The sequence below is a fragment of the Streptomyces sp. NPDC088762 genome, from assembly GCF_044750905.1.
Taxonomy (GTDB): domain Bacteria; phylum Actinomycetota; class Actinomycetes; order Streptomycetales; family Streptomycetaceae; genus Streptomyces.
This window is the reverse complement of sequence record NZ_JBIVKT010000011.1, coordinates 1-22,595: the sequence shown is the minus strand read 5'-3', so window position 1 is coordinate 22,595 and position 22,595 is coordinate 1. Positions and strand designations below refer to the sequence as shown.

Annotated in this window: 19 protein-coding genes and 1 pseudogene; 9 read left to right on the top strand and 11 right to left on the bottom strand. The window is 73.2% G+C overall.

The window, feature by feature from the left end; genetic code table 11:
• The first annotated feature begins 72 nt into the window (after positions 1-72).
• Both ACIP5M_RS23380 and ACIP5M_RS23375 read left to right on the top strand, forming a co-directional pair.
• Entirely contained in the window at positions 73-1,422 is a 1,350-nt protein-coding gene (locus ACIP5M_RS23380; protein WP_401200029.1) for an acyl-CoA dehydrogenase family protein, read from the top strand.
• A gap of 95 nt (positions 1,423-1,517) precedes the next feature.
• A complete protein-coding gene (locus tag ACIP5M_RS23375) occupies positions 1,518-1,970 on the top strand; it encodes a nitroreductase family deazaflavin-dependent oxidoreductase (protein ID WP_401200621.1) in 453 nt (150 codons plus the stop codon).
• Between the two features lie 105 nt (positions 1,971-2,075).
• On the opposite strand, the gene ACIP5M_RS23370 is transcribed toward ACIP5M_RS23375, so the two are convergent.
• A complete protein-coding gene (locus ACIP5M_RS23370) occupies positions 2,076-2,723 on the bottom strand; it encodes a TetR family transcriptional regulator (protein WP_215020350.1) in 648 nt (215 codons plus the stop codon).
• Between the two features lie 261 nt (positions 2,724-2,984).
• On the opposite strand from ACIP5M_RS23370, the gene ACIP5M_RS23365 reads away from it, so the two are divergent.
• The 3 genes from ACIP5M_RS23365 (at position 2,985) to ACIP5M_RS23355 (ending at position 6,963) form a co-directional block, all read left to right on the top strand.
• Positions 2,985-3,785, top strand: a complete 801-nt coding sequence (locus ACIP5M_RS23365; protein WP_401200026.1) for a VOC family protein — start codon at positions 2,985-2,987, stop codon at positions 3,783-3,785.
• Positions 3,786-3,994: 209 nt separating this feature from the next.
• Positions 3,995-6,412: a serine/threonine-protein kinase gene (locus ACIP5M_RS23360; RefSeq protein ID WP_401200025.1), complete on the top strand. Its 2,418-nt coding sequence runs from the start codon at positions 3,995-3,997 to the stop codon at positions 6,410-6,412.
• Between the two features lie 56 nt (positions 6,413-6,468).
• On the top strand, positions 6,469-6,963 hold the full coding sequence (locus tag ACIP5M_RS23355) for a peptidylprolyl isomerase (RefSeq protein ID WP_401200022.1): 495 nt from the start codon (positions 6,469-6,471) through the stop codon (positions 6,961-6,963).
• A gap of 153 nt (positions 6,964-7,116) precedes the next feature.
• Here ACIP5M_RS23355 and ACIP5M_RS23350 read toward each other — a convergent pair whose 3' ends face one another.
• Entirely contained in the window at positions 7,117-7,647 is a 531-nt protein-coding gene (locus ACIP5M_RS23350; RefSeq protein ID WP_401200020.1) for a hypothetical protein, read from the bottom strand.
• Between the two features lie 180 nt (positions 7,648-7,827).
• On the opposite strand from ACIP5M_RS23350, the gene ACIP5M_RS23345 reads away from it, so the two are divergent.
• A complete protein-coding gene (locus ACIP5M_RS23345; RefSeq protein WP_401200018.1) occupies positions 7,828-8,409 on the top strand; it encodes a hypothetical protein in 582 nt (193 codons plus the stop codon).
• On the opposite strand, the gene ACIP5M_RS23340 is transcribed toward ACIP5M_RS23345, so the two are convergent.
• Genes ACIP5M_RS23340 through ACIP5M_RS23330 form a run of 3 tightly spaced genes read right to left on the bottom strand, consistent with a single transcriptional unit; the run spans position 8,410 to position 10,804 of the window.
• Entirely contained in the window at positions 8,410-9,186 is a 777-nt protein-coding gene (locus ACIP5M_RS23340; RefSeq protein WP_401200015.1) for an enoyl-CoA hydratase/isomerase family protein, read from the bottom strand. It lies immediately after the preceding gene.
• Positions 9,183-9,638 carry a Zn-ribbon domain-containing OB-fold protein gene (locus tag ACIP5M_RS23335; protein ID WP_401200012.1) on the bottom strand — a complete coding sequence of 152 codons (456 nt, stop codon included), beginning with the start codon at positions 9,636-9,638 and terminating at the stop codon, positions 9,183-9,185. The genes ACIP5M_RS23340 and ACIP5M_RS23335 overlap by 4 nt, the downstream gene beginning before the upstream one ends.
• Before the next feature lie 14 nt (positions 9,639-9,652).
• Positions 9,653-10,804 (bottom strand): lipid-transfer protein, encoded by a 1,152-nt coding sequence (locus ACIP5M_RS23330; protein ID WP_401200009.1) that lies wholly within the window; start codon positions 10,802-10,804, stop codon positions 9,653-9,655.
• Between the two features lie 94 nt (positions 10,805-10,898).
• Between ACIP5M_RS23330 and ACIP5M_RS23325 the strand changes: the two genes are divergently transcribed.
• On the top strand, positions 10,899-12,782 hold the full coding sequence (locus ACIP5M_RS23325; RefSeq protein ID WP_401200006.1) for a FadD3 family acyl-CoA ligase: 1,884 nt from the start codon (positions 10,899-10,901) through the stop codon (positions 12,780-12,782).
• Position 12,783: 1 nt separating this feature from the next.
• Here the strand turns inward: ACIP5M_RS23325 and ACIP5M_RS23320 are convergent, their stop codons facing one another.
• The 4 genes from ACIP5M_RS23320 to ACIP5M_RS23305 all read right to left on the bottom strand — a co-directional run bounded on the left by ACIP5M_RS23320 (position 12,784) and on the right by ACIP5M_RS23305 (position 17,875).
• Positions 12,784-13,356 (bottom strand): Uma2 family endonuclease, encoded by a 573-nt coding sequence (locus ACIP5M_RS23320; protein WP_401200003.1) that lies wholly within the window; start codon positions 13,354-13,356, stop codon positions 12,784-12,786.
• 73 nt (positions 13,357-13,429) lie between these two features.
• Positions 13,430-14,206 (bottom strand): methyltransferase domain-containing protein, encoded by a 777-nt coding sequence (locus ACIP5M_RS23315; RefSeq protein ID WP_401200619.1) that lies wholly within the window; start codon positions 14,204-14,206, stop codon positions 13,430-13,432.
• Between the two features lie 165 nt (positions 14,207-14,371).
• Positions 14,372-14,560, bottom strand: a complete 189-nt coding sequence (locus tag ACIP5M_RS23310; RefSeq protein ID WP_385184255.1) for a hypothetical protein — start codon at positions 14,558-14,560, stop codon at positions 14,372-14,374.
• Positions 14,561-14,743: 183 nt separating this feature from the next.
• The gene (locus ACIP5M_RS23305) at positions 14,744-17,875 is read right to left on the bottom strand and encodes a BTAD domain-containing putative transcriptional regulator (RefSeq protein WP_401200000.1); all 3,132 of its coding nucleotides are present in this window, start codon (positions 17,873-17,875) and stop codon (positions 14,744-14,746) included.
• Positions 17,876-18,006: 131 nt separating this feature from the next.
• Here ACIP5M_RS23305 and ACIP5M_RS23300 point away from each other — a divergent pair, with 131 nt between their 5' ends.
• Together ACIP5M_RS23300 and ACIP5M_RS23295 are read left to right on the top strand one after the other, a co-directional pair.
• Positions 18,007-19,233, top strand: a complete 1,227-nt coding sequence (locus ACIP5M_RS23300) for an amidohydrolase family protein (RefSeq protein ID WP_401199998.1) — start codon at positions 18,007-18,009, stop codon at positions 19,231-19,233.
• A gap of 136 nt (positions 19,234-19,369) precedes the next feature.
• Positions 19,370-19,468, top strand: a pseudogene (locus tag ACIP5M_RS23295) (VapC toxin family PIN domain ribonuclease); the annotation flags it as partial.
• Here the strand turns inward: ACIP5M_RS23295 and ACIP5M_RS23290 are convergent.
• Together ACIP5M_RS23290 and ACIP5M_RS23285 are read right to left on the bottom strand one after the other, a co-directional pair.
• The gene (locus ACIP5M_RS23290; RefSeq protein ID WP_401199995.1) at positions 19,465-21,447 is read right to left on the bottom strand and encodes an MFS transporter; all 1,983 of its coding nucleotides are present in this window, start codon (positions 21,445-21,447) and stop codon (positions 19,465-19,467) included. The pseudogene ACIP5M_RS23295 and the gene ACIP5M_RS23290 overlap by 4 nt on opposite strands.
• A 232-nt stretch (positions 21,448-21,679) precedes the next feature.
• Positions 21,680-22,183: an FBP domain-containing protein gene (locus tag ACIP5M_RS23285; protein WP_401199993.1), complete on the bottom strand. Its 504-nt coding sequence runs from the start codon at positions 22,181-22,183 to the stop codon at positions 21,680-21,682.
• Positions 22,184-22,595 lie beyond the last annotated feature (412 nt).

Below are 22,595 nucleotides of genomic sequence, written 5' to 3'. Positions count from 1 at the left end.
CCCCATCCCCTGTGCATCTGCCGCCGCTCGCCCTAACATGACGCCCCGTCAGATACGGGGAGGAGCCCGACGATGGATGCCGCCTTCACCGCGGAACAGGACGAGATGCGCCGTACCCTGCGCGAGATCCTGGCCAAACGCTGCGGACCGGACGAGGTCAAAGCCGCCGTCCGTACCGCCGCCGGACACGACCGCGAGCTGTGGCAACAGCTCGCCCAGCGGCTCGGCCTGCCGGGTCTCGCCATCGCCGAGGAGTACGGCGGCATCGGCTGCACCCCCGCCGACCTGGCCCTGGCCTGCGAGGAGACCGGGCGGGCGCTCGCGCCCTCGCCGCTCCTGGCCACCGCCGTGCTCTGTGCGCCCCTGATCGCCTCCCTCGGCACCGCCGCCCAGCGCTCCGAGCTGCTCCCGCCGCTCGCCGCCGGCGGCCTCACCGCCGCCCTCGCCGTCCCCGGCCCGGCCCTGGCCACCGCCCTCGGGCTGACCGGCGACAACACCGCCGGCCAGTGGGCCGGCGGTGGCCGCGCGGGCGGGGTCCAGGCCCGCGCCGAGGAGACCGGCGGGGGCTGGCGGCTCTACGGCGAGGTCGCGCAGGTGCTGGACGGGCACAGCGCCTCGCTGCTGCTGGTCGCCGCGCACACCGGAGGCTTCGCCCGCAGCCGTACGCTGCTCTTCCTCGTACGGGAGGGTGCGCCCGGGCTCGTACGGACCCGGCAGACCGTGCTGGACGAGACCCGCCCGCAGGCCCGGATCCAACTCCGCGACGTACCGGCCGAACTCCTCGGCACAGCGGAGGCCGGGACGGAGGCCAGCCCGGCGGCCGGCCCGGAGTCCGGCCCGAAGTCCGAAGGGGACTACGAGACCAGCACAGGGAACGCCGATGCCGGCCCCGGGAACGTCGCGACCGGCACATGGAGCACAGGGCCCGCCGACACCGACCACAGGCCCGTCCACGCCGGCCCCGTACTCCGCGCCCTCGCCGCCACCGGCCGTACCGCCTCCGCCGTGCTCGCCGCCGAGGCCGTCGGCGCGGCCGGTCAGGCGCTCGCCCGCACCGTGGAGTACGTGAACCAGCGCGAGCAGTTCGGCCGGGCGATCGGCTCCTTCCAGGCCGTCAAGCACCGCCTCGCCGACCTCTACGTACAGGTGCAGGCGGCCCGCTCGGCGGCCTACTACGCCGCCTGGGACCCGGACCAGGGCGGCCTCGCCCTCGCCCAGGCCCTGGAGGCCCTGCGGACGACCGCGGGCGAGGCGATCCAGCTGCACGGCGGCATCGGCTTCACCTGGGAGCACGACGCGCACCTGTACTTCAAGCGGGCGGCGGCCGACGAGCTGCTGTTCGGCCCGGTCCACCGGCTGCGGGCGCACGCCGCGGACGGCGCGGGCCTGTTCACCCCCCTGCCCCGGAAGGTGGCCGTCTGATGGCCCGCGAAGCTTCTGCGTCCGGCTCCGGCTCCGGCTCCGGCTCCACCCCCGGTACCCGCACCCGCACCCGCACCCCCCTCGGCGTCAAACTGATGCAGAAGGTCTCCTCGACCATGCTGTTCGCCAAGATCGCGCCGCACTTCATCCCCGCCATGGACAAGGCGGTGCACAAGCTGACCCGCGGAAAGGTCATGCTCAGCGCCCAGATGCTGCCGGGCGTGATCCTCACCGCCAAGGGCGCCAGGACCGGCGAGCCGCGCACCACCCCGCTCGCCTGCATGCCGGAGGCCGACGGGGCCAGCTGGCTGCTGATCGGCTCCAACTTCGGCCGGCCCGGGCACCCGGCGTGGACCGCGAACCTGATCAAGCACCCGGACGCGGACGTGAGTTGGAGGGGCCAGGACATCGCCGTACGGGCCCGGCTGCTCGAGGGGGAGGAGCGCGCGGCGGCGTGGCGGGAGGTGCTGAGGTTCTGGCCGCCGTACGCGACGTACCAGGCGCGCATCGAGCGCGAGATCAGGCTGTTCCGCCTGGAGCGTCGCTGATCACAGGCGGACGGCGGACCGCGCGGAGACGGCGGACCGCGCGGAGACGGCGGACCGCGCGGCGGCGGACCACTCGAAGGCGGCGGACCCTGGAGGGGTCCGCCGCTACTTCGTGGGCTTCTTGCCCGTGATGCCGAGGTGCACGAGCAGCGCCAGGTTCGGCTTGAGCTCGTTCTGCTTGACACCCCAGGTCTGGAAGCCCTTCTGGTGCGAGGCGACCGCGGCCAGCATCGCGACCAGCGAGCCGGCCATCGCCGCCGGGCTGACGTCCTTGTCGACCTTGCCCTTGGCCTGGAGCTCCTTCATCGACTCGGTCAGGGAGTTGGTGACCGAGTTCAGGATCTTCATGCGGATCTTGTAGAAGCGCTTGTCGCCCTCGGCAGCACCGAGGTCGACCACCCGCAGGATCGCGTCGTTGCGCCGCCAGAAGTCCAGGAAGCCCTCGACGAGTTCCTCGGCGGCGGCCCATCCGGACTTGCCGACCCAGGTGCGGCCCTCGACGAGCGACGTCAACTGCGCGCCCTCCGTGGCCATTTCCTCGGCGATCTCCAGGACGGCACCCTCGACGTCCGGGAAGTACTGGTAGAAGGTCGCGGGGGAGGTACCGGCCTTGCGGGCGACGTCGATCACTTTGACGTCGCGGTACGGCGAGGAGCTGAGCATCTCGCTGAGGCAGTCGAGCAGCTTCTGCCGCGTCGCCTGGCCGCGCCGGCCGGCGACACGCCCGTCGACGGTGCGTACTTGTCCTGTCATGCCGTCAGCTTACCGAGGGGTGATCGGCGCGCTATTCGGCCGCCTGCAAATGGGGTTACGGGCTCCCTGGCCTGGGCGGGGACGGGTCCCGCGAGGCCGCGGGGGCGGATTCCGGCCGCCCCGGCGCCCCGGCGCGTCGCCCGGTTCCTCAGAGTTTCCCCCGATTAGTCTTATCAACAGGCTGTGGACAAGTTTTCGGGCGGATCATGGCTGGGAGAGGTGGAGGGTACACACCCCCGCACAAGGGAAGGAACCGGGCTCATGGCCGCATTCGCGGAAGGCGCACCCTGCTGGGTGGACGCCTCGCTGCCGGACGTCGAAGCGGGCAAGCGCTTCTACGGTGAGCTCTTCGGGTGGACCTTCGCGGACAGCGCGGGCGCCGAGTACGGCCACTACACGCAGGCCTACAGCCGCGGCCGCAACGTCGCCGCCCTCGCCCCCAAGCCCGACGGCCGCATGCCCACCGTATGGGGCGTCTACCTCTACACCACCGACGCCTACGCCTGCGCCCAACGCATCCGCGCCGCCGGCGGCCAGATGGTGATGGACCCGATGCCGGTGGGCCCGTACGGGACCGCCGCACTGGCCGCCGACCCCGGCGGAGCCGTCTTCGGCCTGTGGCAGCCCGGCACCCACCACGGCTTTGAGGCCCAGCGGGAGCCCTACACGTACTGCTGGAGCGAGGTGTACACGCGGGCCCGCGACGCCGTGGACGTCTTCTACGCCAAGGTCTTCGGCTACGTCCCCGAAGACCAGAACGACGACGAAGCCGGCATCGAGTACCGCGTCTGGTCCCCGCCCGGCAGCGCGCCCGGCTCGGAGACCGCCGTCCTGGGGCGCAGTCTGATCACCGACGCCTTCCCGGAGATCATGCCCGCGCACTTCCTCGCCTACTTCGCCGTACCGGACTGCGACCGGTCCGTCGCGACCGTCCAGCGGCTCGGAGGCCGGGTCACCGCCGACCCCTTCGACACGCCGTACGGGCGCATCGCGGTCGTCGCCGACAACCAGGGGGCCGTCTTCGGGCTCCTCTCGGAACCCCTGACGAGGCGCCCGGCGTAGCCGATCTCACCGTCCCGTCCGCCGAGCCGTACGCCGTGCCGGGGCCGGACCGGGCCCGGGCCTGACAGAATCAGGGGTGCGCGACCCGGGCGGCGCCCGGAGTGAGACGCTGCACGGGGCCGCTGCACGGGGCGCGGCCCCCGGGCCGTCACTCGCGCGCTGGTGGAAACGGGTCCGCGGAGGGCCCGTACGGGGAGGTGTGGAGGCGAGTGGTGGAGCAGCTGACGCAGCACGACCCGAGACGGATCGGCCCCTTCGAGGTGCTGGGACGGCTCGGCGCCGGCGGCATGGGGCTGGTCTATCTCGCGCGGTCCGCGTCCGGACGGCGGGTCGCGATCAAGACGGTGCGCACCGAGCTCGCCGAGGACCAGCTCTTCCGGGTCCGCTTCACCCGCGAGGTGGAGGCGGCGCGGGCGGTGTCCGGCTTCTACACGGCGGCCGTCGTCGACGCCGATCCGCGTGCCGCCGTGCCGTGGCTGGCGACCGCGTACGTCCCGGCGCCCTCCCTGGAGGAGATCGTCAACGAGTGCGGGCCGATGCCCGCCCAGGCCGTACGGTGGCTCGCGGCCGGCATCGCCGAGGCGCTGCAGTCGATCCACGGTGCAGGACTGGTCCACCGCGACTTGAAGCCGTCCAACGTGCTCGTCGTCGAGGACGGCCCGCGCGTGATCGACTTCGGCATCGCGAGCGGCGTCTCCAACACCCGCCTGACCATGACCAACGTCGCGGTCGGCACCCCCGCCTACATGTCGCCCGAGCAGGCGAAGGACTCGCGCAGCGTCAAGGGCGCCAGCGACGTCTTCTCGCTCGGCTCGACGCTGGTCTTCGCGGCGACCGGACATCCGCCGTACCACGGGGCGAACCCGGTGGAAACGGTCTTCATGCTGCTGCGCGAGGGCCCCAATCTGGAGGGCCTCCCGGACGAGCTGCGGCCGCTGATCGACTCCTGCATGCAGATGGACGCCACCCTGCGGCCGACCCCGGCCGACCTCCAGGCCCAGCTCGCCCCGCACCTCTTCGAGGGCGGCGACGAGAGCGGCACCGCCTCGGCGTGGCTGCCCGGCCGGGCCGTCGCGATGATCGAGGCCCGGCGCGCCGGGCACCGTACGCCGCCCGCGACGCCCGTGCCGGGACCCGGCGGCGGCGCCGGCGCCGGATCGCGGGGGCCGGCCTCCGCGGCTCCGACGCACCGCCGCCAGCGCGGGGCCGACGCGTGGGTGGACCCGCGCACCGGCCAGGCCGTCCCGCAGCGCCCGCACCACCCGCCGAGGTCCCCGGTGCCCTCGGGCGAGCCCGTCCGCCTCGGCGGTTCCCCCGTGCCGATCGGGCCCGGACCCCGGGCGACCGCCTCGGCGCCCGCCGCGCCCGCCTCCGCCGACTCGGCGACCGGCTGGATCCGTCCGCCGGGCGGCTCCGCGGTGGCCGTCCCGGCCCCGGCCTCCGGATCCCCGTCGGCTGCCGGGTCCGGACCGGGCGGCGGCCCGTCCCCGGACAGCGGCCGCTGGCGCCCGTGGCGCTTCCGCATGTCCAACGAGGTCTGGGGCACCCCGACCGTCGCCGGCGACCTGCTCTACGTGACCTCCTTCGAGGTCCACGCCCTGGACGTGGCCAGCGGCCGCCGCCAGTTCAAGACCCGCGACGTCGCCTGGTCCATGGCCGTCGCCGACGGCCGGATCCACGCCTCCGACGGACCCTCCCTCTACGCGCTGGACGCCGGCGACGGCTCCGAGCGGTGGCGGTTGTCCACCGACGCCTGGGTGTACGCCGTACGGGCCGAGCGCGGCACGGTCCTCACCGCCACGCGCGGGGGCGGCGTACAGGGCTGGGAGGCTTCCAACGGTCAGAAGCTGTGGGAGCTGACCGGCGCGCAGACCGACTTCGAGACCCCGGAGGCGGCCCCCGTCCTCCACGACGGCACCGTGTACGTGTGGCAGGACGCCCGGCTGCGCGCCCTGGACGCCCGCAGCGGCCGCGAATCCTGGTCCTACCCGGTCGGCGACGCCGCCTCCTGCGGCAACGTCCCGGTCCGCGTCACCCCCGCCCCGGACGGCAACGTCTACGTCGTGGCCGGCACCCGCGTCCTGTCCGTGGACCGGGCCTCGGGCCGGGTGCGCTGGCACTTCGAGGCCCCCGCGGTCTTCCTCGCCCCGCCGGCCTTCGCGCCGGGCGCGGCGGTGACGGGCGGCGGGGTCTACCTCGCCGACTACCTGGGCACCGTCTACGCCCTCGACGCGATCACCGGCAAGGACCGCTGGCGCATCGCCACCGAGTCCCGCCCGTCCTCCGACCCGGTGGTCGTCGCGAACGGCAGCGTCCACCTGGGCGCGGGCAGCGCGCTGTACACGCTCGACGCGGTCACCGGCACCCCGAAGTGGCGGTTCGCCGCGGGCGGCGAGATCACCGGCCTCCCGGCGGTCGCGGACGGGCGCGTGCACTTCGGCTCCGCCGACCACTGCCTGTACACCCTGGACGCGGCGGGCGGCCAGCTGCGCTGGAAACTGGCCACGGGAGGCGAGATCACGGGCGCCCCGGTGGCCGAGGCGGGCGTGGTCTACGCGTGCAGCAAGGACCGCTGCGTGTACGCCCTGGACGCGGCGAAGGGGACCGGTACCCGTACGACCGGCTGACGCGACTCGGCCCCCTCCCGGTAGCGGAACGCACCGGGAGTGACAGGATGGACCCCATGAGCAACGTCTACTTCGACATCAACATCGACGGCGCCCCCGCCGGCCGTATCGTCTTCAACCTCTTCGACGAGGTCGTCCCGAAGACCGCCCAGAACTTCCGCGAGCTCGCCACCGGCGTGCACGGCTTCGGCTACGCGGGTTCGCCGTTCCACCGCGTCATCCCCGAGTTCATGCTCCAGGGTGGCGACTTCACCAACCAGAACGGCACCGGCGGCAAGAGCATCTACGGCGAGAAGTTCGCCGACGAAAACTTCCAGCTGAAGCACGACCGCCCGTTCCTGCTGTCGATGGCGAACGCCGGCCGCAACACCAACGGCTCGCAGTTCTTCATCACCACCGTCAAGACCCCGTGGCTCGACGGCAAGCACGTCGTCTTCGGCGAGGTCGTCGAGGGCGAGGACCTGGTCAAGAAGATCGAGTCCCTGGGCTCCCAGTCCGGCGCCACCCGCGCCAAGATCGAGATCGCGGCTTCCGGCGTCGTCGAGGCCTGATCCACGCCCCGCCCGCAACGGCCGGCCGGCCCCGCCCCCACCCGGGGGCCGGGGCCGCCGTCATGTCTGCGGTCCGCTCGCCGCCCACGCCCCCTCCACCCGGCGGGGCAGCCCGCCACGCTCGCGGTACGGAGGGTCAGGCGCGGGGCACGGTCACCGTTGGTCCGTGGGCGGGGTCTCCGGCCGCGTGGTGTCCTCCGGGCCGGCCGGGCGACGGGCCGGGTCCGGGGCGGTGGTGGTCGGCGGGAGTGCCCGCGCACGGCGCCGGGGGCGGCCGCGCATCACGGCCGCGGCCAGCAGGAGCAGGGCGCCGGCGCCGAAGGCGTTGGCGACTCCGGCGCCGAGGCCCTTCCCGTCGGCTCCGACGGTGAGGCTGCCCGCGGCCTGGCCCTGGCGGACCATCCACAGGACGGCGAAGGCGAGCACGAGGACCCCGGCCGAGGCCATGAGCGCCCGCGAGCGGCGCAGGACGGCGACGATCGCGAGGAGGGCGGCGACGACGAAGGGGAGGAAGAGCGAGAGCAGCAGAGCGCCGTGGTGGCCGGTGATGCCGGTCCCGGTGAAGAGGTCCTGGAGGCGGTAGTCGCGTCCGTGACGGCCGTCGTACCAGGCACGGAAGGGGCTCCAGACGGCGGCCGTCGCTCCGATGAGACCCAGGAGCGAGCCGAGAACGTTGCGGATCATGCCCGGCCCTCCGAGGTAGCGGTCTCGATCCCGACGCTACGCCCGGCCACCGGCTGCCGCATGCCGGGGAAGTCCGTACGGGAACGGCGTCGGCCAGGATGCCCGACCGTTCCGTTCGGTCCGTGGGCGCGGGTGCCTGGTAGCGTGACCCGCCATTCGTCCGAGGGAGGGGTCGGGGTCGTGGTGGCTGGGCGTCGGATCAGATTCACCGCCGTACTGGTGGCCGTCGTGTTCGCGCTGACCGGCTTCTCCTCGCACGGGGGAAGCAGCAGTAGCGGCAGCGGCGGCAACGGGAAGAGCAAGAGCAGCAGCAGCGGGGGCGGCTGCTCCAGCTCCAAGAGCAAGAAGAAGTCCCACAGCGGCGGCAACGGCAGTACGGCGTCCGCCTCGCCCTCGGCCGGTCCGACCGGTGATCCGGCCACCGCCGTGGTCGTCACGTGCGCGGGGCCGCAGCAGGCCACCACCGTCAGGTTCACCTCCCGGCTGGACCGCAAGGGGAACTTCAAGATCAACCTCTACCGCGAGAACGCCGCCGGGACGGTCTTCGAAACGTCCGTCGTCCGCGTGACGCTCGAGGCACGCGAGACCCGCACGGTCGATGTCGCCCTCGAGGACCCGGCGCACGCCGCCGAGGTCAAGAACTGCCGCCTCGCCGCACCCGAGACCGACACCTCCACCGGCAGCCCCGCCCCGGGCTCCGGCGTCTCCAAGTCCACGCCCAAGGCCACGCCGAAGCCGTCCAGGTCCACCGCCAAGCGCTGATCAGCGCAGCCGGAACTCCGCCCCCGGCGGCCGCCCGCCGAACAGCTCCGCCTGCCGCTCCGGCGCCAGGTTCCCCAGCGTGATCAGCGCCGGAGCCTGCGCCAGGGCCTGCTGGAGCGCCGCCTGCTTCGCCGACCACAGCGCCCGTACGGTGCCCTGCACGGCCTCCGTCGGGTAGCCGGCCAGCGTCTGCGCCGCCCGCAGGGCCGCGGGGAGCAGCTCCTCGGGCGGCGTCACCTCCGAGACCAGGCCGATCTCGTACGCCCGCTGCGCGGAGAGCCGTTCCGCCGTGCCCATCAGCGACATCCGGGCGGCCTCGCCGAAGGGCATCCGCTGCGCCATGTACACGGCCTCGTAGGCGCTGACCATCCCGTACGTCGTGTGCGGGTCGAAGTACGTCGCCGACGACGAGGAGACGACGAACTCCGACTCGCCCAGCAGGTAGAAGGCCCCGCCGCACGCCATCCCGTTGACGGCGGCGATCACCGGCTTCCACAGGTCGCCCGCCTTGGGGCCGATCGCGACCAGCGGGTCGTCGATCGAGTACGGGGAGGAGGGCTGCGGTACGTCCACGCCCCGGTCGATGCCCGTGCAGAAGGCGGCTGTCCCGGCGCCCGTGAGCACCACCGCCCGCACGTCCTCCTCGTAGCGGAACTCCCGCCACACCGTGCTCAGTTCGGCGGCCGTCTCCAGGTCGATGGCGTTGTGCTTCCGCTCCCGGTCCAGGGTGACGACCGCGACCCCGGTCGCCTTGTCCCGCTCCACGCGCAGCGTCACGGCTTCTCCAGGATCCAGCGCGGCACGGTCATCCCGTCCGTCTCGGTGAAGGCCACCTGGACGCGTGCACCGATGCGCAGCCGGGCCGGGTCCACCGAGTCCAGTGGCGCGTCCGGTGAGGAGACGAGGTTCCCCACGAGGCGGATGTGGGGGGCGTCGGCCAGCTCCACCAGGATCACGTTGTACGGGGCCTGCGCGGCGTACGCCGGAAGGAGCGGCGGATGCGGCCGGACGTACGACCAGATGCGGCCGCGGCCGCTCATCGGGCGCCACTGCGAGGAGAAGGACTGGCAGTGCGGGCAGCACGGCCGGGGCGGGAAACGCAGCCGGCCGCAGTCGGCGCAGGCCTGGATGCGCAGTTCGCCCCGGGCGGCGTACTCCCAGAAGGGGGCCCCGTCCTCGTCCGGGACGGGCAGGAGGAGGCGTTGGTCGTCGGAAGCGGGCGCGGTCATGATCGGTCGGCTCCTCAGGCTCGCAGCAGGATCGCGGACGTCGGGACACCCTCGCCCGCCGTCACCAGGCAGGTCGCGGCGTCGGGCACCTGGGCGGTGGAGATGCCGCGCAGCTGTTTGACGCCCTCGTTGATCAGGTTGAAGCCGTGCACGTAGGCCTCGCTGAGTCCGCCGCCGCCGGTGTTGATCGGGAGCCGGCCGCCCATCTCCAGCGCCCCGCCCTCGGTGAAGGCGGCGCCCTCGCCGCGGCCGCAGAAGCCGTAGCCCTCGAGGGACAGCGGGATGAGGGGGGTGAAGGCGTCGTAGATCTGGGCCACGTCCACGTCCTGCGGCCCGAAGTCGGCCTGCTTCCACAGGTGCCGGGCGGCCGTCCAGGCGGGCCCGGACAGCGGGTCGTCGTTCCAGTAGTTGACCATGCCGTGGTGCTGGGCGGGCAGGCCCTGGGCGGCGGAGTGCACGTAGACGGGCTTCTGGCGGCAGTCGCGGGCCCGTTCGGCGGAGACGATCACGCAGGCGAGGGCGCCGTCGGTCTCCAGGCAGTTGTCGAAGAGGCAGAGCGGATCGCTGATCATGCGGGAGGTCATGTACATCTCGCGGGTCAGCGGGCGCTCGTACATCATCGCGGCGGGGTTCTCGTTGGCCCGGTTGCGGCAGGCCATCGCCACGTTGAACAGGTGGTCGCGGGTGGCTCCGTACTCGTGCATGTAGCGGCGGGCCAGCATGCCGATCTCGTCGGCGGGGCGCAGCAGGCCGAAGGGGCGGGTCCACTGGCCGGGGGTGGGGAGCTGGACGGTGGTGTTCTTCCAGGGGCGCGGGCCGGAGCCGCGCTTGCGGGAGCGCCAGGCGACGCCGACGGTGGCCTGGCCGGTGGCTATGGCGGCGGCGAGGTGGCCGACGGTGGCGCAGGAACCGCCGCCGCCGTAGCCGATCTTGGAGAAGAAGGTGACGTCGCCGGCGCCTATGGCCTTGGCGACCTCGACCTCGTCGGTCTCCTCCATGGTGTAGGAGGAGAAGGCGTCGACCTCGGACGGGGCGATGCCGGCGTCGGCGAGGGCTGCCAGGATGGCCCGGCAGGCCAGTTCCTTCTCGGTCTGGGGTAGGTGTTTGGCGAACGGGGTCTGGCCGATGCCGACTATCGCCGTCGCGTCCTTGAGCGTTGCCGCCATCGCCACCTCCGGGGTGCGCCAGTACTGACAGCCGCGAAGGCTACAGCTAATCTGACGGATAGTCAGCTATCGGTACTGGGGAGGGCGGCGGACGATGGACGAGGACGGGCGCGAGGTGGCCCCCGCGGGGGGCGCGGGAGCCGGGCCGGCGCCGGATGGCGCCGGGGTGTCCGGGGTGGTCGGTGTGGCCGGAGCGGTCGGCGCGGCAGGTGTGGCAGGTGTGGCAGGTGTGGCCGGAGTGGCCGGTGAGCGGTCGGGGGCCGAGCAGGCGGCGGGCACGGGTACCGGCCGCTCGGCATCGGAAGGCCCCGCTCCCGGCGGCCCGGCCCTCGGAGCACCGGGCGACCCGACCCCCGCCGACCCCGACACCGACCCCGACCCCCGCGGCGACCTGCGCTGGGGCAGCATCGCCGGCCTGGTCCGGGACGCCTGCGCCCGGTACGCCGACCGCGAGGCGGTCGTCGACGGCCGCGCCCGCATCACCTACGCGCAGCTCGGCGAACGCGTCGAGCGCGCCGCGGCCGCCTGCATCGCCGCAGGCCTCGAGCCCGGCGACCGGGTCGCCGTCTGGGCCCCCAACACCCTGGAGTGGATCGTCTCCGCCCTCGGAGCCGTCTCCGCCGGCGCGGTGCTCGTCCCCCTCAACACCCGTTTCAGAGGCACCGAAGCGGCCTACGTCCTCCAGCGCAGCCGGGCCCGCCTGCTCTTCGTCACCGGCACCTTCCTCGGCACCTCCTACGTCGCCTCCCTGCGCCGCGCCGCCGCCGAAGGCCCCGGCCGCGGCCCGCTGCCCGCCCTGCCCCACCTCGAGCAGGTCGTCGTCCTCGCCGAGGACGCGCCCGACACCTTCCGCACCTGGAAGGAGTTCCTGGCGGGCGGCGACCACGTCTCCGCCGCAGCCGTCCGCGAGCGCGCCGGAGCGATCACCTCCGACGCCCCCTCCGACATCATCTTCACCTCCGGCACCACCGGCAGTCCCAAGGGCGCCGTCATCACCCACGCCCAGTCCCTGCGCTGCTACGACGTGTGGAGCGAGCTCGCCGGACTGCGCGAGGGCGACCGCTACCTGATCGTGAACCCCTTCTTCCACACCTTCGGCTACAAGGCGGGGATCATCGCCTGCCTGATGCGCGGAGCCACGATGGTCCCGCAGCCCGTCTTCAACGTGGACACGGTCCTCGCCAACGTCGCCGCCGAGCGGATCTCCGTTCTCCCCGGGCCGCCCACCCTGCACCAGTCCCTCCTCGACCACCCCCAGCGCGACCACCACGACCTGTCCGCCCTGCGCCTGGTCGTCACGGGCGCGGCCGTGGTCCCCCTCCAGCTGGTCGAGCGGCTGCGCGCCGAACTGCGCATCGCCACCGTCCTCACCGCGTACGGGCTCTCCGAGGCCAGCGGCATCGTCACCATGTGCCGCCGAGGCGATCCGGCGGAGGTCATCGCCGCCACCTCCGGGCGCGCCATCCCCGGCACCGAGCTGCGCATCGCCGGCCCGGACGGGGCGGCGATGCCCGCCGGGACCGCGGGCGAGGTGTGGGTCCGCGGCCACCACGTCATGCAGGGCTACTTCGAGGACCCGGCCGAGACCGCCGAGGCCATCACCCCCGAGGGCTGGCTGCGCACCGGCGACGTCGGCGTCCTCGACGCGGCCGGCAACCTGCGCATCACCGACCGGATCAAGGACATGTTCATCGTCGGCGGCTTCAACGCCTACCCCGCCGAGATCGAGCAACTCCTGGGCCTGCACCCGGACATCGCCGATGTCGCGGTCGTCGGTGTCCCCGACCCGCGCCTCGGCGAGGTCGGCAAGGCATACGCGGTCCGCCGCCCCGGCGCCACCCTCACCGCCGACGACCTGATCGCCTGGTCCCGGCGGGAAATGGCCAACTACAAGGTGCCGCGCACGGTGGAGTTCGTGACCGAACTCCCGCGCAACGCGAGCGGCAAGGTCCTCAAACGGGAGCTGCGCGCCCGCTGAGTCAGGGGACGAGCTTGCCCAGGTCGATGGCCGCGGGGAAGGGGACCGACACCTTCAGCCACTCGCGGTGGATCCCCGTGGCGACGTACGACCGGGTGACCGTATCCAGTTCGTAGACGTGGACGGCGGGGCCGCTCGCCTCGTCCTCGACCCGCCAGAAGTGGGGGATGCCCGCCTGGGCGTACTTGAAGGGCTTGATGGAGCGATCCCGGGCGGCCGACTCCTCGGACACCACTTCGATCACCAGGACGACCTCTTCGGGGAGGTAGCGGGTGCGATCGGGGTCGTAGGCGACCGTCGCAGCCAGGATGTCCGGTTCGGGGCGACTCCGCTTGTCGAGGCGGACGGTCATCTCCAGCTCGATCTCAACGCCGTCGGGCGCGCCTTGCCGCAGGCTGAAAGCCAGGTTCTGCACGAGCCGGGAGTGCCAGGACCGCTGCGGGGACACCCGGAAGATCGGCGCTCCGTCGATGAGCTCGGTGTGCCGGGGGGCCTCGGGCCAGTGGTCGAGGTCATCCGCCTCCCAGCCGCTCGGGCGGGGCGGAAGCATCCATTCGGGGAGCTCGGCTTCCATGGTGTCCTCCGGAGGGGGCTGAGCAAGCCTACTCGCCCGCGTCCCGCCCGGCGGGCTGTTGGTGCGGCTGCGGTCAGGCCCGCCGGGCCAGGACCAGCCGCCACCGCGGGGCGCCCGAGGGCAGGCGGCCGAAGGGTTCCAGGGGGACGGTCTCCACCGTGAACCCGGCCGCCTGCAGGTCGCGGCGGACCCCGCTCAGCGGGAAGGTCCGGTAGTACATGACGAACGGCGGCCGCCACACCGCGTTGCGCACCCGCATCGCCGCGTCGAAGCCCGCCACCGCCCACCACAGCGGGTGGCTCGGCGGGATCGGGGCGCCGATCGGGAAGGCGAAGACGCCGCCCTCGCGCAGGGCGGCGTGGGCCCCCGCGAAGAGGGCCGGGCGTTCGGACGGGAGGAAGTGGCCGAAGGCGCCGAAGCTGACCACCAGGTCGTACGTGTCCGCCAGCGCGGGCGGCAGGGCCAGCGCGTCGGCCCGTACCAAGTCCACGGGCGGGGAGCCCGGCCCGCCGGTCTCGCGCGTCTCCCGGGCCGTGCCCGGCCCGCCGGTCCCGTACGCGCGCTCGGCCTCGGCCAGCATGCCCGCGCTCAGGTCCACCCCGGTCACGCGCTCCCGGCACAGCCGCCGCAGCATGCCGATCCCGGCGCCCGTGCCGCAGCACAGGTCCAGCCCGGCGCCGAAGGAGCCCTCCCGCTGGGCGAGGGTCTCCTCGACGGCGTCGAGGATCCGGTCCGGCGTGCGGAAGGGGGTGTGGTCGAACTTCGGCGCGAGCAGGTCGTAGCCGCGCTCGACGGAGGACAGGGCCTGCACGGCGAGTTCGCGGACGCTGGGCCCGTGGGTGGTGAACACCATGCCAGCGTAGATCCGGATCCGCATCCACCGGGCGCGGACATACGGCGGCGGCCGCGGTGGCTCCCCCTCCGGGCCACCGCGGCCGCCGTCCCCCGTACGTTTCCCCCGTACGTTTTCCCCCGTGCGTTCCCCCGTGAGGTCCCCCGTACGTACTGTCGCGCGTTACGGACGCGGACCCGACGCGTGGTTGTCCAGCGTCTGGATCTCCTCGTCCGAAGCGTGGTTGTCGAGCGGCTTGATCTCGATCCCCGACGCGTGGTTGTCCAGAGTCTCGATCTCGACGCCCGAGGCATGGTTGTCGAGCGGCTTGACGGTGCCGTCGTTCGGCAGGGTGTTCTCGTTCGTCGTCATCGGATCTCCTGTTGGATGGGTAGGGCCCGTTCGGCGATTCCCCCGCGGACCGCCGAACGGGTAGTCCTCCAACCGACCCAGGCGCCTCCCCCGGCGCGCCGGGTCGATGCACCTATCGTGCCGCCCGGCGATAAACGAACGATGAACGCCTCGTTCAACGGCCATCCGCGCAGGTCAGCTGCGTCATGCCGCGATCTCCGAAGCCAGCAGGGCCCGCACCTCGGCCAGTTCGGCCGAACCCAGCTGCGCGAAGACCGACTCCGCGTCCCGCCAGCACGCCCGCGCCCGGTCCGTCTGCCCCAGCCGCAGCAGCGCCCTGCCCAGCACCGTCAGCACGGTCGCCCGCCGCCACTCGCCGCCGATGCCGCGCAGCGCGATCGCCTGCTCGGCGTGCGAGGCGGCCAGCGTGGGCCGGCGCGCCGCCAGGTGGGCCTCGGCCAGCCGGAAGTGGGTCACGCCCTCCCACAGCGGCTGGCGGTTGTCGTGGAACAGCGACAGCGCCTCGGTGAGCTGCGCCAGGGCCTCGCCGAGTCGGCCCGCCTGGGTCAGGGCGATGCCCAGCGCGTAGCGGCCGTTGGCCAGGCGCAGGGTCAGCCCCATCCGGTCGTAGATGGTGATGCCCTGCTGGGCGAGGTCTATGGCGCTCTGCAGCCGGCCCAGCTCCACGTGGATGCGGGAGAGGTTGCACAGGGCGCTGGCCTCGCCGACGTTGTTGCCGTCGGCGCGGAAGTTCTCGATGGCCTCCCGCAGGTACCGCTCGCCGTCGGCGTGCCGGCCCTGGTAGAGGGCGATGATCCCGCGGTCGTTGGGCGCCCAGCAGCGGGGCAGCGGGTCGCCGGCCTCGCGGGCGAGCGCCGTGGCCTGGCGGGCCTCGTCGTCGGCCTCGGTGAAGCGGCCGGCGACGAGGTGGACATTGGTGAGGGTGGTGCGGGCCCGGCCCTCCGCGTACGGATCCTTCGCGGCCTGCGCCGCGTCCCGCACCGCGACGGCGGCCGACTCGTACTGCTTGGAGTTGGCCCCCGACTCGGCGAGGTCCTTGGCCGCCCACAGCAGGTCCACGGCCCGCCGCAGCACCTGTGTCTTGGGGCCGGCCGTCCCGTCGGTGCATACGGCGGCCTGCCGGACGCACGCCAGCAGCGGGCCGGCCTCCGCGTACAGCCAGTCGAGGGCGGCGCGCGGCTCGCCGAAGACCAGCCCGGGGTAGTGGGTGTCGGACAGGTGGGCGGGGAGCCGGTCGCCGGGGCGTTCCAGGGCGTAGACCCCGGAGGCGGTGGCCAGGTAGAAGTCCAGCAGCCGGTCCAGGGCCGCGTCACGCCCGCTCGGCGGCTGTTCGTCGCGCTCGGCGCACGCACGCGCGTAGAGCCGTACGAGGTCGTGGAAGCGGTAGCGGCCGGGGGCGGCGGATTCGAGGAGCGAGCAGTCCACTAAGGCTTCGAGGAGGTCCTCGGTGTCGTACTCGGGCAGGTCCAGTACGGCCGCTGCCGCCGAGAGGGAGATGTCCGGGCCGTCGGCGAGCCCGAGCAGGCGGAACGCGCGCTGCTGGGCGGGCTCGAGCTGGCCGTAGCCCAGCTCGAAGGTGGCCTTGACGGCGAGGTCGCCCGTCTGGAGCTCGTCGAGGCGGCGGCGCTCGTCGGCGAGCTTGGCGGCGAGGACGGAGACCGTCCAGGTGCGGCGGGCGGCGAGGCGGGAGGCGGCGATGCGGATGGCGAGCGGCAGGAACCCGCAGGCGCCGACGACGTCGAGGGCGGCCTGCCGCTCGGCGCGCACGCGCTCTTCGCCGACGATCCGGGTGAAGAGCTGGAGGGCCTCCTCGGGGCTCATCACGTCGAGGTCGACGAGATGGGCCCCGGCGAGGCCCGCCATGCGCACCCGGCTGGTCACGAGGGCGGCGCAGCCGGCGGTGCCGGGCAGCAGCGGGCGGACCTGGGCGGCGTCGCGGGCGTTGTCGAGGAGGACCAGCACGCGGCGGCCGTCGAGGGTGGAGCGGTAGAGCGCGGCGCGGTCGGCGGGGGAGTCGGGGATGGCGGTGTCGGGGGTCCCGAGCGCGCGCAGGAAGGAGCCGAGGACGGCCTCGGGTTCCGCGGGGCGGGCCTCGGTGCCCTGGAGGTCGGCGTAGAGCTGGCCGTCGGGGAAGTGCGGGCGTGCGGTGTGCGCGACGTGCACGGCCAGGGTGGTCTTGCCGACGCCGCCGATGCCGGCGAGCGCGGAGACGGCCATGACCTGGCCCTCGGTCCCGCCGGAGAGGATGCTGCCGAGCTCCTCGACGAAGCTGGTGCGGCCGGTGAAGTCGGGTACGGTCGCCGGAAGTTGGGCGGGCCGTACGTGGACGGGTGCGGCCGCGGGGGCCGGGTCCTCGGCGCGGGCCAGGTCGGCGTCGGCGTTGAGGATGCGCTGCTGGAGGGCGGCCAGCTCGGGCCGCGGGTCGACGCCGAGCTCGTCGGCGAGGAGCCGGCGGGTGTCGGCGTAGACGGCGAGGGCCTCGGCCTGCCGCCCGCTGCGGTAGAGGGCGAGCATGAGCAGTTCGCGCAGGCGCTCGCGCAGCGGGTGGGCGGCGGTGAGGGCGGTGAGCTCGGAGACGGCCTCGGCGTGGTGGCCCACCTCCAGGTCCAGGTCGAGCCGGGTCTCCAGCAGCTGCAGGCGCCACTCCTCGAGCCGGGTGCGCTCGGTCTCGGCGTGCGGGCCGGGGACCCCGGCGAGGGGTTCGCCGTCCCACAGGTCCAGGGCGCGGGCGAGCAGCGTACGGGCGAGGGCGCGGTCACCGGCCGTACGGGCGGCCTCGGCGTCGGCGGCCAGGCTGCGGGCCACGCCGAGGTCGAGGGTGGCGGCGGAGCGCAGGCGGATGGCGTAGCCGCCGGACTCGGTGACGAGCAGCCCGGGGTCGAGGACCTTGCGCAGGCGGGAGGCGTACGTCCGGATGGTGGCGAGGGCCTGCTGCGGCGGGTCCTCGCCCCAGATGGCGTCGATCAGCTCGGGGGCGGTGGCGGTGCGGCCGCCCCGCAGCAGGAGCGCGGCGAGCAGGGCGCGCTGCTGGGGGGTGCCGGAGGGCAGCGCCTCGGCGCCGCGCCAGGCACGGATGGGACCGAGGACGGCGAAGCGGGAACCCCCGGAGGCAGCGGCGGTGGCGGCGGAATCGGGCGCGGCGGGGCCGGGTGAGGGTTCCGCTTGCGCGACGGGCCGGGCCGGGGCGGCGAGTGCCGCGCGCGGTGCGGGCGCCGCGGTCGTACGGGCCGGACGCGCGGGATCTGCGTCTTTTCGGGTGCGCCGGGATGCGTCGGGGTGTTTCCGTGGGTGCGGGATGGCCGGTACGCCGTCCATCTGTCGTCCCCCTGCCTTCCGTCGTTTTAAGGGTCAGTCTGCCCTGTCTTGCGCGAACACGTCAGCCCGTCCCGGGCCGATCGGCTTCCAACTAGCTGACGGTTCGTCAGACGAGCGCTACGGTATGGGGTATGGAGACCTTCCCGAAGATCATCTCGGTGGACGACCACACGGTTGAGCCCCCCCACGTCTGGCGGGACCGGCTCCCGTCCAAGTACCGCGACATCGGCCCGCGCGTCGTGCGTGCCCCCTTGAAGGAAATGACCTTCCTCGGCGGCAAGTTCGCCCCCGTCATGGGCGCCAAGGGCGACGACGGCCCGATCGGCGACTGGTGGGTGTACGAGGACCTGCACCGGCCGCTCACCCGCCTCGACACGGCTGTCGGATACGACCGCGACGAGATCAAACTGGAAGTCATCACCTACGAGCAGATGCGCCCGGGGTCCTTTTCGGTTCCCGACCGGCTCGCGGACATGGACGTCAACCACGTCCAGTCCGCCCTCTGCTTCCCCACCTTCCCGCGCTTTTGCGGTCAGACCTTCACCGAGGCCGCCGACCGCGAACTGGGGCTGCTGGGCGTACGGGCGTACAACGACTGGATGGTGGAGGAGTGGTGCGGCCCCGACGCCCACGGCCGCCTCATCCCCCTGACCCTCATCCCCCTGTGGGACGCGCAGCTCGCCGCCGCCGAGGTCCGCCGCAACGCGGCGCGCGGCGTCCGCGCGGTCGCCTTCTCGGAGATACCGCCGCACCTCGGGCTCCCGTCCATCCACACGGACGCCTGGGACCCCTTCCTCCAGGCGTGCGACGAGACCGGCACGGTCATCGCCATGCACATCGGCTCGTCCTCGCGCATGCCGTCCACCTCGGCGGACGCACCGCCGGCGGTCGGCTCGACCATCACCTTCGCCAACTGCTGCTTCTCGATGGTCGACTGGCTGATGAGCGGCAAGTTCGAGCGCTTCCCCAACCTGAAGATCATGTACGCGGAGGGCCAGATCGGCTGGATCCCGTACATCCTGGAGCGCGCGAACGTCGTCTGGGAGGAGAACCGCGCCTGGGGCGGCGTCGCGGACAAGGTGCTGCGCCCGCCCGCCGAGCTCTTCGCGGAGCACGTCTTCGGCTGCTTCTTCGACGACCCCTTCGGCCTGAGGAACCTGGATGCGATCGGCGTGGCCAACGTCCTCTACGAGACGGACTACCCCCACTCGGACTCGACCTGGCCGAAGTCCCGCGAGGTCGGCGAGGCCCAGATGGGCCACCTGGCGCCGGACGTGGTGGACCGCATCGTGCGCGGCAACGCGATCGACCTGCTGGGGCTGACGGGGGAGGGGCTGTGGGCGGGGGCGAAGGGGTGAGGCGATAGCGGGGGCATATGCATCCCGCCCATGCCAGCGAGGGCCGCCTGCCCGACGACCTCACGGGCCCGGTCGACCAGCCGGAGGAGCCGTCGGCGGCGCAGCCGTCGCCGGCCGCGCCGGACGTACGGGACAGCGGACGACCGTCCTGCACTACGACGGCGACTACGACATGGTCGCCGAGGTGACGGGCCGGCCCATGCGCTGGGTCGTCCCCCGAGGGGCCGCCGACTAGGACATCAGGTAGTAGTAGAGATCTCCCACGGCCATCAGCAGGGCGACGACGCCGACGTAGGCCAGGGCCGTCGCGACGAAGTACCCGATGTGGGCCTGGACTCTGACGCCGGACGGCGAAGCCAGGGCGCCGGCCGTCCTCGTCTGCCACCACACGAAGGCCGCAAGCAGGATGCCGGCGATCGGGAGCTCGAGGAATTGGCCTGTGAAGGTCGGAACGGCCCCGCTGATTCCGGCGATTCCAACGGCGCCGAACAGCACTCCGAGGCCGTCGAAGCGCATGCCGGTGCGACCCGGGCGGTCGTGCACCAGGGCCGCCACTCCGATCGCGGCGACCAGGGCGAAGGGGATTCCGGCGAACAGGCTCCCGCGCCAGTCCGGGTGGATGTGGAGCAACCAGACCGGCAGCAAGCCGAGCGCGGGGCCGGCGCCCGCGATCGCGACGTAGATTCCGAATGCCTTGCGGCGCTCCTGCGGGTCGGTGAAGGACGTGGACACCAGGACCGGTGCGGACGAAGAGACCAGCGCGGCGCAGGCGCCCTGCAGGGCACGGCCTGCGATCCCCATGCCGGCGGAGGACGCCATGCCGCCGAGTACGGCGGCTGCGGCGAACCCCACCAGGCCGGCCATCAGCATCCTCTTGCGGCCCATGAGGTCCGTGATGCGGGCGCCGAACAGCAGCAGCCCGACGAAGGCCAGCGCATAGGCGAGGGGGATCACGTCCAGGTACATGGTGGACGTCACCTGCACGTCCTGGCGGGGAATTCCCAGCTCGTCCTCGGCGCCCATCAGCAACATCACCATGTTGGTGAACGTCGCATCGAACAGCACGAACAGCTGAGCCAGTGCGAGCACCAGCAGGCCCCACCAGCGCCGGGGAAGGGGGGCCTCCGGGTCCGGGAGAGGCGCTGAGGATGTGGGTGCGCCCCAGACTCCCGGCGGCGCGGCCGGTGGAGTGCCGAAGCCGGGGGAGGCGCCGGAGTGCGCGGGGGCCGTCGGGACGTACGAGGGCAGCGGGGGCGTCGCGCGGGCGGGCCGGCCGTGGGGGGCCGGGCGCGACGCAACGGCATCAGCGGGTGCGGAGGGGGCGTAGTCCAGTAGATGGGCGGCGCGGCGGCCGAGCTGGGCCAGTACCGGCCCCGGCAGCCACTCACCGGCCTGGTCGCCCGCCGTGCGCGAGGCCACCTCGTGAGGGGTGGGCCGCTCGGCCGGATCCTTGTGCAGACATGCACGTACGAGATCGACGAGCGAATCCGGAACACCGGTCAGGTCAGCCTCCTCCTCGGCGATCCGGAAGAGGTGGGCATTCAGACCGGTCTCGGTGGCGCCGAAGAGGAGGCGACCGGTGGCGGCGTAGACGAGGAGCGCGCCCAGACAGAACACGTCCGACGCCGGTGTGAGTTCGAGGCCGCGCACCTGCTCCGGTGACATGAAACCGGGTGAGCCGATCAGCATGCCGGTGCGGGTGTGCAGACTGTCCCCGGCCAGGCTGTCCATCGCCCGCGCGATGCCGAAGTCGATGACACGGGGGCCGTCCACGGTGACCAGGACATTGGACGGCTTGAGGTCACGGTGAATCAGGCCCGCCTCGTGCACGGCCTGCAGGGCGAGGGCGAGGCGGTTGGCGAGGGTGCGGACCGACCGCTCGGGCAACGGCCCGAAGTCCCGGCCCACGACGGTGGTCAGGTCGGGCCCCGGTATGTACTGCGTCGCCACCCACGGCACCACCGCCTCGGTGTCGGCGTCCAGGACACCGGCGGTCCAGGCTCCGCCCACCCGCCGGGCCGCGGCCACCTCACGGGCGAACCGCCTGCGGAACTCGGCGTGCTGGGCGTGTTCGGCCTGGACCACCTTGACCGCGACCGTACGCCCCAGGTCTGAGCGGCCCAGGTAGACCAGGCCCATCCCGCCCGCGCCGAGGCGGGCGATCAGGCGGTACGGGCCTATGTGTGCGGGGTCCTCCCCCGTCAGCTGTTCCACGGTGGAGGTCAGCCCTTCCGGTCCAGGTCATCCAGGCCGCGCTGTGTGGTGTGTGCGGCGCAGGTGATCCGTTGATCTGAGAGGAGTTCGTCGTGACCCATGCTGCGGTGACCCCCTGGACGGGTGCGGAGATCCCACGGTAAGACAAAGATCGAAGGCACCGGCATGGATTGCCTCGGAGGGGTTGGATTCCGGCCGGACAAGTCCTGGCAGCGGCAGCTCCGGGCGGCCGCTACGCCTGGATCACGCGGGCCACGAAGGCGTCCAGGTTGCCGAGCATGCGCTCGACCTTCTCCTCCACGGTCAGGCTCTCCTCGTGCTGCCCGGCGCGCAGTTTGGGCTGCCGCTTGCCCCGTACGTACAGGGAGCAGGCGAGGTCGGCGCACACGTACACCCCGACGGTGTCGCCCTGGCGGCCCCGGGGGCCGGCCAGCGGGGCGGTGAGCAGGGTGACGCCGGAGGAGGCGTGCCCGGTGAGGCAGAGCTGGCAGAGGCTGGACTTCACCGCACTCGTACGGACCGCGCCGGGCACCCGCAGGGTGATCCCGACGGGCCCTCCGGGCCGGGGCACGACGAGGTGCGCCCGCAGCGGCGCCCCGGGATCGACCCACCCGAGGAAGTCGAGGTGCTCCCAGGGGAGCTCGGCGAAGTCGAGCGGCATCTTCAGACGCGCCGCCTCACCCTTGGTGCAGTTCACGAAGGACGAGCGGATCTGGTTCTCACTGAGCGGTTCCACATAAGTCGACGCTACGCGCCGCGCCGCCCCCCGCGCACCCGAATATGCGCCCGATTTGTCGGTGGTGGGTGGGTTGGGGGGGGGGGGGCTGCATCCCGCTGGGCGGGGCCTTCGCCCCCCTCTCACCCCCGCTGCTGGTCGGCGGTTGCCCACCCACCGCGGGCGGGGGTGGGGGCCGAACCCGGCTGACTGCCGGGGGGTGGGCGGTGTCCTGCGGGGCGGGCCGATATGCGGGGCGGGCGTGGGGACGGAAACCTGCCAGGCGGAACAGGGAAGCGAAGCGGCACGCGATGGGCGGAAGCCGACTTGCTCGGAATCGGTGAGGGTTTGGGGGTTTCCCGTCAGTCCCATCGTCTCTCCGGTTCGGGCCGGTCCCTCAAGGGCGCTCCCTGCGGTCGCGTCGCTTCGCGAT

Excerpts from the sequence above, each read along its gene's own strand:
- ACIP5M_RS23355 (WP_401200022.1), top strand. The coding sequence starts at position 6,469 with ATGAGCAACGTCTACTTCGACATCAACATCGACGGCGCCCCCGCCGGC.
- ACIP5M_RS23365 (WP_401200026.1), top strand. The coding sequence starts at position 2,985 with ATGGCCGCATTCGCGGAAGGCGCACCCTGCTGGGTGGACGCCTCGCTG.
- ACIP5M_RS23370 (WP_215020350.1), bottom strand. The coding sequence starts at position 2,723 with ATGACAGGACAAGTACGCACCGTCGACGGGCGTGTCGCCGGCCGGCGC.
- ACIP5M_RS23305 (WP_401200000.1), bottom strand. The coding sequence starts at position 17,875 with ATGGACGGCGTACCGGCCATCCCGCACCCACGGAAACACCCCGACGCA.
- ACIP5M_RS23330 (WP_401200009.1), bottom strand. The coding sequence starts at position 10,804 with ATGGCGGCAACGCTCAAGGACGCGACGGCGATAGTCGGCATCGGCCAG.
- ACIP5M_RS23380 (WP_401200029.1), top strand. The coding sequence starts at position 73 with ATGGATGCCGCCTTCACCGCGGAACAGGACGAGATGCGCCGTACCCTG.
- ACIP5M_RS23300 (WP_401199998.1), top strand. The coding sequence starts at position 18,007 with ATGGAGACCTTCCCGAAGATCATCTCGGTGGACGACCACACGGTTGAG.
- ACIP5M_RS23325 (WP_401200006.1), top strand. The coding sequence starts at position 10,899 with ATGGACGAGGACGGGCGCGAGGTGGCCCCCGCGGGGGGCGCGGGAGCC.
- ACIP5M_RS23350 (WP_401200020.1), bottom strand. The coding sequence starts at position 7,647 with ATGATCCGCAACGTTCTCGGCTCGCTCCTGGGTCTCATCGGAGCGACG.
- ACIP5M_RS23320 (WP_401200003.1), bottom strand. The coding sequence starts at position 13,356 with ATGGAAGCCGAGCTCCCCGAATGGATGCTTCCGCCCCGCCCGAGCGGC.
- ACIP5M_RS23335 (WP_401200012.1), bottom strand. The coding sequence starts at position 9,638 with ATGACCGCGCCCGCTTCCGACGACCAACGCCTCCTCCTGCCCGTCCCG.
- ACIP5M_RS23310 (WP_385184255.1), bottom strand. The coding sequence starts at position 14,560 with ATGACGACGAACGAGAACACCCTGCCGAACGACGGCACCGTCAAGCCG.
- ACIP5M_RS23375 (WP_401200621.1), top strand. The coding sequence starts at position 1,518 with ATGCAGAAGGTCTCCTCGACCATGCTGTTCGCCAAGATCGCGCCGCAC.